The 15,818-nt window shown below is 37.2% G+C and carries 11 protein-coding genes; 7 read left to right on the forward strand and 4 right to left on the reverse strand.

The window, feature by feature from the left end; genetic code table 11:
* The first annotated feature begins 150 nt into the window (after positions 1–150).
* The 3 genes from CLV62_RS01990 (at position 151) to gltA (ending at position 3,682) form a co-directional block, all read left to right on the forward strand.
* Positions 151–1,095: a DUF3667 domain-containing protein gene (locus CLV62_RS01990; RefSeq protein ID WP_110309099.1), complete on the forward strand. Its 945-nt coding sequence runs from the start codon at positions 151–153 to the stop codon at positions 1,093–1,095.
* 254 nt (positions 1,096–1,349) lie between these two features.
* The gene (locus tag CLV62_RS01995) at positions 1,350–2,132 is read left to right on the forward strand and encodes a sulfide/dihydroorotate dehydrogenase-like FAD/NAD-binding protein (RefSeq protein WP_050711456.1); all 783 of its coding nucleotides are present in this window, start codon (positions 1,350–1,352) and stop codon (positions 2,130–2,132) included.
* A 74-nt stretch (positions 2,133–2,206) separates the two neighbouring features.
* The gene (gene gltA, locus CLV62_RS02000) at positions 2,207–3,682 is read left to right on the forward strand and encodes an NADPH-dependent glutamate synthase (RefSeq protein ID WP_110309100.1); all 1,476 of its coding nucleotides are present in this window, start codon (positions 2,207–2,209) and stop codon (positions 3,680–3,682) included.
* Between the two features lie 58 nt (positions 3,683–3,740).
* Here gltA and CLV62_RS02005 read toward each other — a convergent pair whose 3' ends face one another.
* The gene (locus tag CLV62_RS02005) at positions 3,741–4,913 is read right to left on the reverse strand and encodes a PstS family phosphate ABC transporter substrate-binding protein (protein WP_110309101.1); all 1,173 of its coding nucleotides are present in this window, start codon (positions 4,911–4,913) and stop codon (positions 3,741–3,743) included.
* Positions 4,914–5,211: 298 nt separating this feature from the next.
* Here CLV62_RS02005 and CLV62_RS02010 point away from each other — a divergent pair, with 298 nt between their 5' ends.
* Positions 5,212–5,826 (forward strand): HD domain-containing protein, encoded by a 615-nt coding sequence (locus CLV62_RS02010; protein WP_221409206.1) that lies wholly within the window; start codon positions 5,212–5,214, stop codon positions 5,824–5,826.
* A 343-nt stretch (positions 5,827–6,169) separates the two neighbouring features.
* On the opposite strand, the gene CLV62_RS02015 is transcribed toward CLV62_RS02010, so the two are convergent.
* Positions 6,170–8,383 (reverse strand): glycoside hydrolase family 3 C-terminal domain-containing protein, encoded by a 2,214-nt coding sequence (locus CLV62_RS02015; protein WP_110309103.1) that lies wholly within the window; start codon positions 8,381–8,383, stop codon positions 6,170–6,172.
* Between the two features lie 1,321 nt (positions 8,384–9,704).
* Here CLV62_RS02015 and CLV62_RS02020 point away from each other — a divergent pair.
* Positions 9,705–10,748 carry an ETX/MTX2 family pore-forming toxin gene (locus tag CLV62_RS02020; RefSeq protein WP_110309104.1) on the forward strand — a complete coding sequence of 348 codons (1,044 nt, stop codon included), beginning with the start codon at positions 9,705–9,707 and terminating at the stop codon, positions 10,746–10,748.
* A gap of 77 nt (positions 10,749–10,825) precedes the next feature.
* Here CLV62_RS02020 and maa read toward each other — a convergent pair whose 3' ends face one another.
* On the reverse strand, positions 10,826–11,380 hold the full coding sequence (gene maa / locus CLV62_RS02025; RefSeq protein WP_110309105.1) for a maltose O-acetyltransferase: 555 nt from the start codon (positions 11,378–11,380) through the stop codon (positions 10,826–10,828).
* A 279-nt stretch (positions 11,381–11,659) separates the two neighbouring features.
* On the reverse strand, positions 11,660–12,412 hold the full coding sequence (locus CLV62_RS02030) for a hypothetical protein (protein ID WP_110309106.1): 753 nt from the start codon (positions 12,410–12,412) through the stop codon (positions 11,660–11,662).
* Positions 12,413–12,766: 354 nt separating this feature from the next.
* Here CLV62_RS02030 and folK point away from each other — a divergent pair, with 354 nt between their 5' ends.
* Together folK and CLV62_RS02040 are read left to right on the forward strand one after the other, a co-directional pair.
* Positions 12,767–13,252 carry a 2-amino-4-hydroxy-6-hydroxymethyldihydropteridine diphosphokinase gene (gene folK, locus CLV62_RS02035; protein ID WP_110309107.1) on the forward strand — a complete coding sequence of 162 codons (486 nt, stop codon included), beginning with the start codon at positions 12,767–12,769 and terminating at the stop codon, positions 13,250–13,252.
* A gap of 12 nt (positions 13,253–13,264) precedes the next feature.
* Positions 13,265–15,811, forward strand: coding sequence for a DUF2339 domain-containing protein (locus tag CLV62_RS02040; protein WP_110309108.1), 2,547 nt, complete (start codon positions 13,265–13,267; stop codon positions 15,809–15,811).
* Positions 15,812–15,818 lie beyond the last annotated feature (7 nt).

Below are 15,818 nucleotides of genomic sequence, written 5' to 3' on the forward strand. Positions count from 1 at the left end.
TTATATCAAGAATACATCCCTATAAAACCTTTCTGATCGTAGAACGGTCTTTTTTGAATTAAATTCATCTCATTTATATATCTTTGATCTCGAATATAATATAGAATCTATTTTATATTCACTAAATACCTTTAACTACTCCAAGACCCAATGAGTAAACATAAAATAAGAGAAGATAAAACCTGCACGAATTGCGGCAGATTTGTAGCGGAACATTTTTGTCCGAATTGCGGACAGGAGAATACCGAAGTCAGGCATTCTTTTATCTATCTGCTTAAACATTTCGTATCGGATTTGTTACACTACGACAGTTCACTCTGGTCTACCACCAAACTCCTGCTTTTTTCGCCTGCTACTTTATCTAAAGAATATATAGGTGGAAGACGTAAGAAGTATGTCGATCCCATAAAACTATATATATTTATCAGTTTCATTGCCTTTTTCATTCCCGGAATTCTACCCGAGAAATCCAATAACCACGAAAATAGGACAGAAAGTATTCTAAAGGTGAATACTACATACCCGACAGAAACAAGTACAACACCCATAACAATAAATATAGGCAGAAACATTACCGAAAACAGTGAACTTGCCTCTACAAAACCATTAAAAGGCAAGTCTTATACAAAATATTATATCAAAAAAGCATTACTGAAAATCACAAGAGATAAGAGTAAAGACAAACAAACAAAGGTAAATGAATTTATCTTACATAATCTCCCCAAAGTACTTTTTGTATATATGCCAATTTTTGCTTTCTGGCTATGGCTGTTTAATAGCAAAAAGAAATTTTTATACTTCGACAGTGCTATCTTCACACTCCACTATTTTTCATTTCTTCTTTTAAGCATAACTATTGTTATCCTATTAAATACTGCTTTCGAGTGGCTCAATCTGCCTGACACATTCTCTAGTATAGTCAATGCTGTAGTATTTTCCTATGCCGTATTTTACTTCTTCAGAGCAAACCGCTTATTTTACGGCAACAAGCGATGGATCGCAAATACCAAGGCATTCATTATATTTTGGATAGACATACTATTAATTTTCATAATATTAATTCTGTATGCAGTTTTAGCTATGCTCATTGTCTAAGTAATATAAATATTAAAAAAGTTTAATTATCTTGTTAAATAATATCGTTAAAAACGGCAAGTCAATTACTTTTAGTAAAAGTTAAACAATTTGTCTATCAATGTTAGACAATATCTATCAACATATCTATCATTTTAGTATATTTGCATACGAACTAAGGTCTTAGACCTTTTACTGCTTTGGTAAGTAAAACAAGAATAACCCATTACGACTCCAAAGAATAGCTTTAAATACTTTTATTTACTAAAAAACTTATGAATAGAATCGTACGTAAAGAATACTTCTCACCCCAAGTAGTAGAGTTTGTAGTAGAGGCTCCACTTATCGCACGCAGCCGCAAAGCAGGACACTTTGTAATGGTAAAAGTGGGCGAAAAAGGCGAACGTATTCCACTAACTATCGCTAAATCGGATACCGAAAAAGGAACTATTTCGCTCGTCATTCAGAATGTAGGAGCATCAAGTGAAAAAATCTGCAATCTGCAAGAAGGTGATTATATTACCGATCTAGTAGGTCCATTGGGCAGAGCTACCCACATCGAAAATTTCGGAACAGTTATCTGTGCCGGAGGAGGTGTAGGTATCGCACCCATGTTACCCATTATCGAAGCAATGAAGAAAGCAGGCAATCGTGTAATATCAGTTTTAGCAGCCCGCACCAAAGATCTGGTTATTCTCGAAGAACAAGTAGCCGAATATTCGGATGAAGTGATAGTTATGACTGACGACGGTTCATACGGACAAAAAGGTTTGGTTACCAATGGTGTAGAATCGGTCATCAATCGCGAAAAGGTAGATATGTGTGTAACCATAGGACCTGCGATAATGATGAAGTTTGTATCGCTCCTCACCCAGAAATACAATGTGCCTACTATGGCTTCATTGAATACCATCATGGTAGACGGAACAGGTATGTGCGGTGCATGTCGTATTTCGGTAGATGGCAAAACACGTTTTGTATGTGTTGACGGTCCCGAATTTGACGCACACAAAGTTGACTTCGACGAAATGCTGATGAGACTAAAAGCCTATAATTAAGTAACCGAGAATATCGAAGTGGGGACGTATTGCATAGGCCCCTACCAAAACCTAAAAAACGATCAAAATAGAAGATGACACGTCAAGAATATATCAAACAAAAATGGGGAGAGCCATGGCGCAGCGAATTACGCAAAAGCGTAAAAGCAAAAGAACGTGCCGACCGTCCTCGTGTTCACATGCCCGAATTGGATGCAGAATACCGCAGCCACAAACTGAAAGAAGAAGTAAATCAGGGTCTTTCGCAAGAGCAAGCTATATTTGAAGCAGGACGCTGCCTCGATTGTGCCAATCCTACTTGCGTTACAGGATGCCCTGTTGAAATAAATATACCCACATTTATAAAGAATATAGAGAGAGGCGAGTTTATAGAAGCCGCTAATACTTTGAAAGAAACCAGTGCATTGCCTGCTGTATGCGGACGTGTTTGCCCTCAGGAAAAACAATGCGAAGCACAATGTATCTATGTGAAGAAAATGGGAAAAGAAGCAGTAGGAATCGGTTATCTCGAAAGATTTGCTGCCGACTACGAACGCTTGAACGGAATAGTATCTACTCCCGAAATACCTGTATGCAATGGTACTAAAATAGCCGTAGTAGGATCGGGTCCCGCAGGCTTATCCTTTGCCGGAGACATGGCAAAAAGAGGATACGATATTACTGTATTTGAAGCACTACACGAAATAGGTGGTGTATTGAAATATGGTATTCCTGAATTTCGTTTACCCAACGAAATAGTTGATGTAGAAATAGAAGTATTACGCAAGATAGGTGTTAAGTTCATCAAGAACTGCATCGTTGGAAAAACAATAAGTCACGAAGACCTTCGCAACGATGGCTTCAAAGGTATATTTGTAGCTAGTGGTGCAGGATTACCCAACTTTATGGACATTCCGGGTGAGAACCTTATCGGGGTGATGTCTGCCAACGAATTTCTTACACGTGTCAACTTAATGGATGCCTCGAATCCCGAAAGCGATACCCCTGTCCAAATGGGCAAAAAGGTAGCTATCATCGGGGCAGGTAATACGGCTATGGATGCAGTACGTACCGCTCGCCGATTAGGTGCTGAACGTGCTATGGTAGTATATCGCCGTTCGGATGAAGAAATGCCAGCTCGTCTCGAAGAAGTGAAACACGCTAAAGAAGAAGGTATCGAATTCCTTACACTTCACAATCCTATCTGTTATGAAGGTGACGATAAGGGACGTGTGCAACGCATGCTTCTTCAAAAGATGGAGCTGGGCGAACCTGATCCATCGGGACGTCGCAAACCTGTGCCTATCAAAGATGCAACCGAATGGGTTGAGGTTGATGAGGTTATTGTGAGCGTTGGAGTTTCTCCTAACCCACTTATCCCATCTTCGTTCTCCGGTTTGGAAGTTACCAAATGGGGAACAGTAGTTATCAATCAAGACACTATGCAAACTCATCTTTCGGATGTTTATGCAGGTGGCGATATTGTTCGTGGTGGTGCAACAGTTATCCTAGCTATGGGAGATGGTCGCAAAGCTGCTGCAGCAATGGATGAGGCTTTACAAGGAAATTGATCACAAATCCTTTCGATATAAATAAAAAGGCTCAAGTATTACACTTGAGCCTTTTTATTTATTTATTATTTATCGGTGTATAGCCTGTTTTTTCAACCAGATATTGTCCTTGCGGAGAAAGTATCCATTCGATAAATCTTGTTACATTCTCATTCTTAGTATCGGTAGTTATGGCATAAAAATCTCCTACAAAAGGATAGGTATTATTTGCAATAGTATTACGATCGGGATAAACACCATCTACTTTGAGAAGTGCTATCTGCTCATTCTTAACCATGCCTGTCGCAAAAAACAAGAAGGTATAACCAATAGCATTGCTGAAATTCTTGTATTGGGCAGTTCTATCGATGATGCGTCCCATACCACCCACTCTATCATTTTGCAGAGGTTCCATTAGTGAAGTATTACCCATTATACGTTCAAGCATCGATTGGCTTCCGCTTCCTTCGGGACGTTGGAAAGCTTTTACGACCTCGTTCTTTCCACCAACATCACGCCAATTAGTTATTTTACCTGAGTAAATTTGTCTGATCTGATCGGAAGTTATATCTCGTACAGGGTTTTCTTTATTCACAAAAAACACAAAAGCTTCTCGACCAATAGGCGTTAAGTTAAATGTTTTTCCCATTTCTTTAGCCTCTTCTATTTGCTTCTTAGAAGGTGCTGCACAAAATATAATATCTACCTCGCCCTCTATAAGCCTGCGGAATGCTTCGGGAGTTGTTCCTCCTCTAACTTCACTATCATAGAGATTGTATTCTTTTTGAGGGTAAGTAGCTTGTACAAACGCAGAATATAAAGGGTAAAGGGCAGTAGCTCCGTCTATACGAGGTAAGCTATCTTGAGTGGTTAAAGCTAGAAATGATTCTTCATTTAAGTAAACGGCTTTTGAATCCTCTCTGAAAGGTTGATATTCTTGCAAACCGACTTCGCCATCACCAATAGTAGGAATATCAGCAATGTAACTTTCCCGAAGTCTAAAACATCCAATAGTCGTGACATAGCCCAATATAATACCTAATAGCACATACAATAATATTCTCGTTTTTAATTTATTTACTCCCCAGACCATTAACCAAATAATCAGTACCCCTAAAAATATGAAGGTAGAAACTACTATAAACGGAGAAGTTCCCGTGAATACCATTAGAAGCATAGCAAAAGATACGGCAATTGATAAAATGATAGACAATAAAACAACAATAACAACCCTCCATATTTTACTCTTCATCGAATTTCTTTTTTAGTTTTAATATTAGTAGTGTTTACACTTCAATAACCTGTTTTGTCATTAAAATTATCACAAGTTATTACGCCAGTCAAAGATATAAAATGGTCTGAAACCTTAAATATCTTAATAATTATCGGATATAAAAGAGCCTTCATATACATTTTTTTACTATATTTATGTTTGCAAGGTCGCAGACCTGTTTATTGCTTTATAGCGAGGGGTTATTTAATCGCGAAATCGGAGGGGATATCTCCGGATTTATATTAACTGTACTTTAAAGACAAAATCGGCTTGCATTATGCTAAAAACAATATTTACAGAATTAGTAAAAAAATATACGGCAGATACTTTATTAAGCAAAAATTTATGGAACGAGATAGTGATCAACTATTGTGATGCCGGACGTTATTATCACAACCTAAACCATTTAGAAGCTATCATAAGCGAGCTTTCGGATGTAAAAGACAGTATTCCTTGTTGGGACACAGCTATGTTCTCTGTTTTTTATCACGACATCGTTTACAATGCTTTACGCAGTGACAATGAGGCACAAAGTGCGGATAAAGCTCAATTACGACTGCAAGAAATAGGCTTCCCCAAAGACCAGACAACCCAATGTATACTTCAAATTTTAGCGACAAAGGGACATAATCCGGGAGATGATATAACGACTCAATTGTTTATAGATGCCGATTTAGCTATATTGGGCAAATCGACTCAAGCATATACAGAATATTCGGAAAATCTGCGTAAGGAATTTTTCATCTATACAGATAAAGAATACAAGGCAGGACGTAAAAAGATTCTAAAGCATTTTCTTGCTATGGATAGAATTTTCAAGACTGAACACCTCTATAACAAGTACGAAAAGCAAGCCCGAAAGAATATAGAGAGTGAATTGAGTTTACTATAAAGGCTTTTATTCGCAAAACAATCAGAAGTACTTCATCTTATTGCTTTAATAAGCACAAGTACAATTACTAATTTAATGACTTAAAAGAAACAGATTAATAATTTGTTGTTACTTATATAATGATTTGCACCTGTCTGTTCTTACTCGCAAGAGTAGGAACAGACTTTTTTAGTCTGTTTACAATGCAAAGAAAGTATCTGAAAACATTTAGGGTTGTAAACTCACGTTCACAACCCTAAACCCATCCTAAATATTTGAAGGTCTATGACCTCTATTTGTTTTATCAAGTATAACAATTAACTCATTATCTCTTTAAAGCATATCTTCGATAAGGTTCTGAACCTTATTTTAAATCGAATGCAGCTTTTCCGCGAATATCTGTAGAAGAAGCTCCAATAATAGCTTCGAATGTACCTGGCTCAGCAACCCATTCTTGACGTGTATCGTCATAGAATTTCAATTTCTCAGCATCAATTACAAAGCTTACAGTCTTTTCTTCACCCGGATTAAGAGCTATTTTGCTAAATCCTTTCAATTCTTTTACGGGACGTGGCAATGACGATTTCAAATCGCTGATGTACAATTGTACAACCTCTTCGCCTTTACGGCTACCTATGTTTTTCACCGGAACGGTTACTGTTACAGTACCATCTGCCGACATTGTTCTGTTATCAACAGATACTTTTCCGTATTGATATTTAGTGTAGCTCAATCCGTGTCCAAAGCTGAACAATGGTTTGATTTTTTCTTTATCAGCCCAACGGTATCCAACAAAAATACCCTCGTTATATGTTACGTTTACATTGTCACCGGGATATTCTCCTAAAGCGTGAGCGCTGTTATCTTTCAATGCTACCGGGAATGTAAATGGTAATTTTCCGGAAGGATTCACATCACCAACCAATACCGAAGCCAAAGCTCTTCCTGCAGCACTACCATTGTACCATCCTTGAACGATAGCCGGTACTTGATTTACCCAAGGCATTGCAACTGCGTTACCAGAGATTAATACTACTGCTAAGTTTTTGTTTGCTTTAACCAGTTCACCGATCAATTTATCCTGATCGTAAGGCAATCCCATATCAGCACGGTCGTTACCTTCGCAATCTTGTCCGTCATCTTTGTTTAGACCTCCAATGAATACCACAAAATCAGCTTCTTTTGCTACTTTAACAGCTTCGGCCAATAGCTCGGCAGCCGAACGAGTTTCAGTAAGATCCTGTCCTGTGCTCAGACCATCTTGTTGTGTAGATTTTCCACCTACATAACCACGAGCATAAACAACTTCCGACTCCGATCCTATACGATCTTTAAGACCTTGCAATGGAGATATTTCATATCTGACTTTCAGAGAAGAACTACCTCCTCCTACTGTCATCACTTTGATAGCATTTTCGCCGATTACAGCAATTTTCTTTGTTTTGCTTAAGTTGATAGGCAATACATCGTTGTTGTTTTGCAGCAATACAATACCTTCTTCAGCTATTTTTTGTCCTGCAAGCATATGCTCTTCTGTACCAAACGAACCCCAAGGTCTGTGTTGGTTCATATTTGTTCTGAACATAAGACGAAGAATACGGCGTACTTTATCGTTTACCAAGTCTTCGCTCAATTCACCCGACTTCAACATTCTAAGGAAAGGAACAGCCAGATAATACTCATCATAAGCATTTGTTTTGTTCCATCTCATACCATCTGTCCAAGTTCCCATTTCTATATCCAAACCGTTTTTAGCAGCTTCTATAGTATTATGAGTACCACCCCAGTCGGCAATTACAGCACCGTCAAATTTCCAGTCACGTTTTAGAATATCGTTCAATAGATATTCGTTGTGACAACAATGTTGACCTTTGTATTGGTTGTAAGCTCCCATCAAAGACCATACACCAGCCTCTTGAACGGCTGCTTTAAATGCAGGTAGATAAATTTCGTGCAAAGCTCTGTCGCTTACATTCACATTGATATGTCCACGGGCTATCTCCTGATTGTTTAGTGCAAAGTGTTTAACACAAGCAGCAACACCGTTAGACTGCACTCCTTTGATATAAGGTACTGCCATACGCGATGTTAAGAAGGGATCTTCGCCCAAATATTCGAAGTTACGACCATTAAGCGGTGTTCTGTAAATATTTACACCAGGTGCCAATAGTACATCTTTCTTTCTGTAACGAGCTTCTTCTCCTATTACTTTACCATAAAGTGCTCCCATTTCAGGATTCCAAGTAGCTGCAAGAGCAGTCAAAGCCGGAAAAGCAATACATGAGTCGTTTGTCCAACCTGCATTATCCCATTCGTCCCAAAATACTTCGGCACGTACACCGTGAGGTCCGTCAGCATGCCACAATTCGGGTATTCCTAAGCGAGGTACGCCCGAAGAACTGAATTTAGATTGTGCATGGCACATCTTAACTTTCTCTTCCAAAGTCATTCTCGAAAGAGCATCTTCTATTCGTTGTTCTACCGGCTTTGTTTCGTCCAGATAGATCGGTGCTTTGTTTTGCCCAAACATTGGCAGAGCAAACAAACTCAAAATGAAAGCACTTTTTAAAATTTTCATATTAGCTTATATAATAAATTTTGGATATTACAGAGTACATATCAAAGACTACAGACTATCAATGCCGAATTGTAAAAAAGCAGTAACCACTTTCATAATATCAATATAAAGCAGAAATAGGTTTTAGAATCAAAAAATTAACATTTCTATAAATTCGAGAACTAAGTTAGTGTTAAGTTGACAAACTAAAAAATAAAATTATCACATATTTTAATTCTAACATTTTTTTAACTAAATAGTGTGTAAAAGACAATAACTAAATGCTCTAAAAACATTGTATATAAATTAATATTAACAAATACAATAAAAGCTCCCTACTAACTTTTTTATATCTCCCAAATCTTTATTAAAAAGAACCACCTCATTGAAATGCTACATAACAATAAGAAAAATAAGCGTTTTATGTTATACTATATATAATAAACATGATGTATTTTTGTATTATATAACACTATTCTAAATTTAAACTACACAATTATGAAAAGACATTATTTATTATTTTCTTTACTAATTCTATTCTTTTCCTGTTCACAAGTATAATTGCAAAAACGAGTTGTACATAAATATAAAACGAGTTGTACATAAATTTCACGAGCACTCAAAAAACAAAAGCCCTCAATTCGGGGCTTTTGTTTTGCTTTTTAAGGATGTTTTAATTGGTTTTTAATCGATTTTTAAATACTTCTTAAAACTGAATAGTTCCCTATTCTTTAAATACTCTAAATCATTTTGATGTTTATAGGCTTCACGCTTGTATAACAATCAAATATCATAAATTTTGCCTATATTACCCATACCTTAAATGTGTATTTTCCTGCATGTATAAGTCCGTTTTATACAAAAAAGCACTGCTTTTTATAATTTCCCTATCCATATAGCAATGATTTATACACCGTTTTGTAGAACCAACTGTAGAACCAACTGTAGAAGCTAAGCCTTTTAAGTGCCTTTTCAAATGTGCCCGTTTCACCAATCACACCTACCTTTTCACCTTATAAATAACTTGCTTTTTCAGACCTTTTTAATCGGTTTTTAAACTATTTTTAATCACTCATTCCGTTTCTACAAACCAATTTCACCACAAAGCATAAAAAAAGCGTACTCGAGTCATTAAAAACTCAAATACGCCTATACACACAGGTTTCACCCCTGTTTTTCCCTCAATAGTAAACCTGCCGCTTAAAACTGATTAAAAAATCCATTAAAAAGCAAAGCAAAAGTAAAGCCAAAGCAAACTTTTTGCACAACTCGTTTTAGTTGGAAAACACGTCTTTTTTCGCTATATCCGTTTACTACAAACAGTTTCAAGCCGTTTTATGTTTTGCCGTTTTATGTACACCTCGTTTGTACCCCCATACAAGAAGATCTTGAACAAAAGCAAAACAACAATAAATTAGCACTACGAGCTGTGGTAGCATCTCCAATTGATCAGCTGGTAGGAATCCCTGTCAATATTACACTACCAAGTGGTGTTGCTGAGTCAAGAAGAGCTTATATAAGTACCAAGAAAAAGGATTATACCGTGAATTTTAATTATGAAGATGACGGATCTGGACGTGAAAGGTGGGTGATTAGCAAATATGGTACCGGTTATAGTTTAAGAGCCTTAAGTTGCCATAATAATAACCCATACTTATATAGTAACGGCACCCATCCTTTTTTACATACTGGACCTGAGAAAATGGTGCTACAAATAGCTCCAACAGGAAGTAACAACAAGTTTTTAATAACAACTCAAAATCAAGGCACCAAATATTTATATGGAAGGACTTATAATAGTGTAAATATAATCTTTGATGGAAACTATCCTGGCTCTTTGGGTCAGTGGGAAATTATTCCTGTTGAGCCTTTTCAGCTTGAAAGCATTTCTTATACTCTTGAAGCCGATGATAAAACTGAAATTATACCATCCTTCATAGATGAAGTTAGTGTCTACAATAACGGAGATGTTGCACAGTCAATGTCAGTAACGTATTCAAAAACAGCAACAGAATCATCCTCTTTCTCAGACACAAGGGGTTTTAGCTTTAGCGTTGGAGCTTCATTTAAAACAGGAATTCCAGTTTTAGCAGAAGGTCAACTAAACGTAACGCAAACCACAACCGCATCTTGGACATATGGGAAATCCGAAACAGAAGCTGATTCAAGAAGCTATACTTTTAATCTTCAAGTACCAGCAAAGACAACATATAAAGCGAAAATTGTTGTTGCTATGTATAAAGCTTCAGCGACATATTTGGCAACATATAAGTCTAACTCAGGTAGAAGAATAACGTTAACAGGGAAGTGGAGCGGTGTTAAAGCTGGAAAAATTTCATATGATATATATAAAAGTGGAGTTTTAGTTAGCAAGATGCAAAAATAAATATGTTCACTTATACTTAGTATAAAAAAGAGGATATAAATATATCCTCTTTTTTATAGTTTAAAATAATCTCTAAATCACAGCTCCTTTATAATCCTTGCAGGATTTCCCCCTACCAATACGTTCGAAGGTACGTCTTTTGTAACAACAGATCCTGAGGCAACCACCACATTATCGCCAATAGTGACTCCGGGATTAATTACTGCACGACCTCCGATCCATACATTATGACCTATCGATACAGGCTTTCCCAATTCGACGGCAGCCGTACGTTCTGTAGCATCAAGCGGATGTGTAGCTGTATAGATATGTACTCCAGGAGCAAGCAGGCAATTGTCGCCAATGGTAATTGCACAGACATCAAGAAATACACAATCGAAATTAGCATAGAAATTTTCTCCGACATGAATATTATATCCGTAATCGCATCTGAAAGCAGGTTCTATGAAAATAGACTCTCCTACCCTTCCAAAAAGCTGAGATAAGATTTCTTTTCTTAACGATTCTTCATCGGGTGAAGTATTATTATATGTAAAAACCAGTTTTCTGGCTTTGTATCGTTCTTTCGTCAATTCAGCGTCACCCGCAAAATAGGGTTCACCTGCTAACATTTTCTGTTTTTCCGTTTTCATATTTTTTAATCTCTGTTCGAACTGCAATATAGCTAAATGAAAGCATTTAAGTAATGTGAAATATCTATTGCTATATTTTATGATTGTAACAGCCTCTATTTGTTACACTTGCCAAAGCAAAAAAAGCTCTGAGAGCTTAAAATGAGAATACAGGCATCCAATGTTGCGTTTGAATACCTGTACCACCCATAAAAAACCATTAAAAAACTAAACCTAAACCTTTAAAAATATCTTTGTAGAAAGATTCTTACTGCTACACAAACAGAATCTGCCTCTTAATTATCTTCGCCCCGAAGCTGACGAACGTCCGTTACTTTTGTCGACAGAAGCTCTTTCATCCGATCTATCAGACTTCTCTGAACGTGACACCTCAGCATACTTCATATCGGTTCTGCTGCTTGAGCGTTCGGAACGTTTATTTTCCGATTTACCCGATTCCCTGCGACTATTACTTTTACGATCGGAATCGCTCTTACGTCCATCCTTATCCTTATCCTTATCACGTTGACTTGCAGTGTATCGTCCGTTATTATCACGCCCCTTGTCACGTCCGTTATTGTAATCCCTGTCACGCCCTTTATCTTTATTATTACCGCGACTATCGTCATACCATCTCACTTCGTTTCGGCGGCTGTCTCTGTAACGATTATCGTGACTATTGCGAATAACTATTTGGTTTCTATTACCTCTAAAATGTCTGTAATCGTGTACATGACGAGTATTAAAACGCCAAGGATCGTTATCGGCAATCACAACTTTATAAAGCCCGTACAGATCATAATTACGATACATAACGGGAAGATAACGAGCCGAAACCCAACGTCCCCGATGTGGAAAATGGAACAATCCCTGATTTACATTGTAATAAACATTAATATCGGGAAAATAATAAAAAGCTACATAATTATACCCCACGGGCCCCCATGCAGGTTGAACACCTATATTAATATTCACATTTATATTTGCAGCTTCAGTTCCTGAGAAACCGGCCATTGCTATTAAAAATCCTATTGAGAGTATAATTTTCTTCATAATCCGGTCTTTTTAAGTAATACAAAATATTTAATGCTAAATTTTAAAGTTATAACGAACTATCGTTAATCTACTTGCCAAAGCAATAAAAAAGGTCTGAGACCTTAAATGGTACAATTAATTGGTTAGTGTTTAAAAATTTACAGTATAGTAACAATAGTTTACCGTACTTATATTAGTCAGATACAAAAAGTATCAAAAGGATTAATGGGACATCGCGAGATTAACCTTAATTAACCCAATGCTTAAAAATCCTAATCTCCAAAATGAACCAATCTACCTTATGATGGTAATTTATATATATATTTGCAGAGCCTACCCTAGTGTACAGAGCAGGCTACAGACTAAAATAAGATGCTATATAACAACAATTTGCATGATGTATATCTCGCTTTAGGCACCAATTTGGGTGATAAGAAACAAAATATACAGGCAGCAATCGAACAAATTGAACTTCGTATAGGCAAAGTAATCGCCCTATCGTCCTTATATGAAACGAAACCCGTAGGCTTCGATTCCCAAAATACATTTCTGAATGCAGCCTGTCATGTCTCTACCAAACTCCACCCTTTAGAAATACTTGAATGTACACAGGTTATCGAACGGGAACTGGGGCGTAAGTCTAAATCTGTAAATCAAGCTTACAGTGATCGCACGATAGATATAGATTTGCTTTTATTCGACAACGAAATCATAGAGTATCCTCATCTGGTAATACCTCATCCTCATATGCACGAACGCGATTTTGTTCTTGCTCCTTTGGCTGAGATAGCACCCGATGTATATCATCCTACACTAAAAAGATCCATATCGGAACTTCGAAACAAGCTAAACAACTAACCTATAAATTGCATGGACAGTATAATAATTATCGTAATCTCATTACTCGTTTTAGCTGCAGTTGTGCCCTTTTTCTTACTATTTAAAATCTGGAAATTGACAAAGAAGGTAACCTATTTGTTTAATCATATAATAGAGATAGGCACAAATACAAAGCAACTGCTCGACCGATCGGCAGATAAGAAAGACATTCAAAAAATTCTGGATGCAATACAAAACCTTGAGGACAAATATCAAGTTGCACAGTTGGCAGATTCAATTCAACCCATCGAAAAGGCAGTTGAAAACATCGCTTCTCAGAAGGAAGAAAAGCCGTCTACTCCGATTATATCCGAAGCAGAGGAAAAGATTATTGAAATTCCCCAAGCCGAAGAAACATTTACAGAAACAATAGACAGAGAGCCGGAAGAACAGCCAGTTTATGAAACTCCGGCTTATGCAGCTTTCAACAATACAGGAAATAAACCTCAAACCTCATTCTCTGAAGTATTTCAACAACCGGCAGTCGCTGAAAAACCTCAGAATAAAGAGAATAATCAGGAATCTGAAAAAGGTTTCATCGAAAAGATATTCAGTGAAAACCTGTTAACCAAGATTGGTATTGTAACCCTCGTACTTGGCATTGCTTTCTTCGTAAAATATGCCATCGATCAGGAATGGATCAACGAAATCGGGCGTGTCGGCATAGGTTTACTAACGGGAGGTATCATAATAGCCATCGCTCACAAGCTGAAAGAGAAATATCAGGTTTTTTCATCCATACTTGTAGGAGGAGGTATTTCGATACTTTACATAACGGTAACCCTCGCTTTCAGAGAATATGAATTGTTTTCGCAACCCATTGCATTTGCTTTATTAATTGCCATTACCATATTCTCGGTTATTCTCTCACTGTACTACGATCGTAAAGAACTCGCCATATTCTCGCTACTCGGTGGCTTTGCCTCGCCCCTTATGATAAGTACGGGCAGCGGCAATTATATAGTTCTATTCTCTTATATACTGATACTCAACAGTGGAATGCTTATCCTGACCTTCCGCAAGAAATGGCACGTAATAGGTATTATATCGTATGCACTGACTCTTATATTCTTCTGGTCGTGGCTGCTAATATCATTCGAAAGCCAGTTTAAGGGAGCAACCTTATTTGCCGGATTATTCTTTGCTCAGTTCTATATATTGGCATTGGCAGACCATTTCAGAGGAGAGCATAAGATTACATCCTATCAGGGAATGCTTATTCTGACCAATAACCTATCGTTCTTTCTTGCCTGCTTAACTATATTTTCCGACTTCACATACGATATAAACGGGTTGATAACAATTATCATTGCAGCAATCAATGCTGTTATTATGATTACCTTGTTCCGCAAAAGCGAGATCGACCGCAATCTTATTTACCTGATTATCGGAGTGGTAATGACCTTTGTCAACCTCGCAATACCCATCCAGATGAATGGCTATGTCATCACTATGTTCTGGGCAGTAGAAATGGCCGTTCTTCTCTGGTTATGGCAAAAATCGCAGATACAGATATTCCGTGTGGGATTCTTTATTGTAACAGGGCTTGTAATATGCTCATATCTGATCGATATAACACACAACTATGTTCCTACCTTTACGCCTATGCCTGTCATCCTCAACTCTGTATGTATTACGGGACTGGTGGTTATTGCAAGCTTTTTCGTCAGCAAACTGCTCTTACGTAAAGAGGATGGAAACTCGGTAATAGAAATAGGAAACAGACGATTGTTCAGAACAAAAGATTACACATGTGCCATCGGACTTATTCTTATACTATTTACTTATCTGGTACCATTTCTGGAGATCAACTACCATATTCAATATCGCCTTGAACTGGATTACAACATAAGTCTACGTTATGTGATTATGACTGCCTATACTTCGGTGTATGTATCGATACTCAGCTTTTTGTATAGAAAAGAAATTGAAAAAAGAAGTATGTTGTTCGGTCTCCTATCGATATTTACAGTAATCTACTCTCTCGTATACTGGTATTATGTTACAGAACTCAGAGATAATACATTTGGTTTCCCAGCATATCCTAAGGCATATTTCCTGCTGCATTTTGTTGCACTTATACCCCTTACGTTTATTATCGCTACCCTTATCAGAAACGTCAAGTCGGCAGTACCCGGTAAACTAAAACCATTCTATTGGGGAATGACCATTATATCGACGCTTCTATTGGGTATCGAAACCGAAAATATAAGTGTTATGATATTCAGTAACACCAACAATTATAGTGATGTATTGTACGATGTACGTACCTTTGTATTTCCGGTTCTATGGGCACTTATCGCTATGGGACTTATGATCTGGGGATTGAAAGGTAAAGAGGTTATTCTTCGTAAAATATCCCTTATCTTCTTTGCCTTGATTATTGTAAAATTCTATGCATATGATGTATGGCATATGTCGCAGGCGGGTCGCATAGTGTCGTTCATTATGTTGGGAGTTATCATTCTCCTTGTGTCGTTCCTGCAACAAAAAATCAAAACTCTTGTAAAAGCAGATACACCCGAAAATGAGCAATAAGTATAAA

Source organism: Indolivaga alginatilytica (assembly GCF_003201355.1).
Lineage (GTDB): Bacteria > Bacteroidota > Bacteroidia > Bacteroidales > Dysgonomonadaceae > Dysgonomonas_A > Dysgonomonas_A alginatilytica.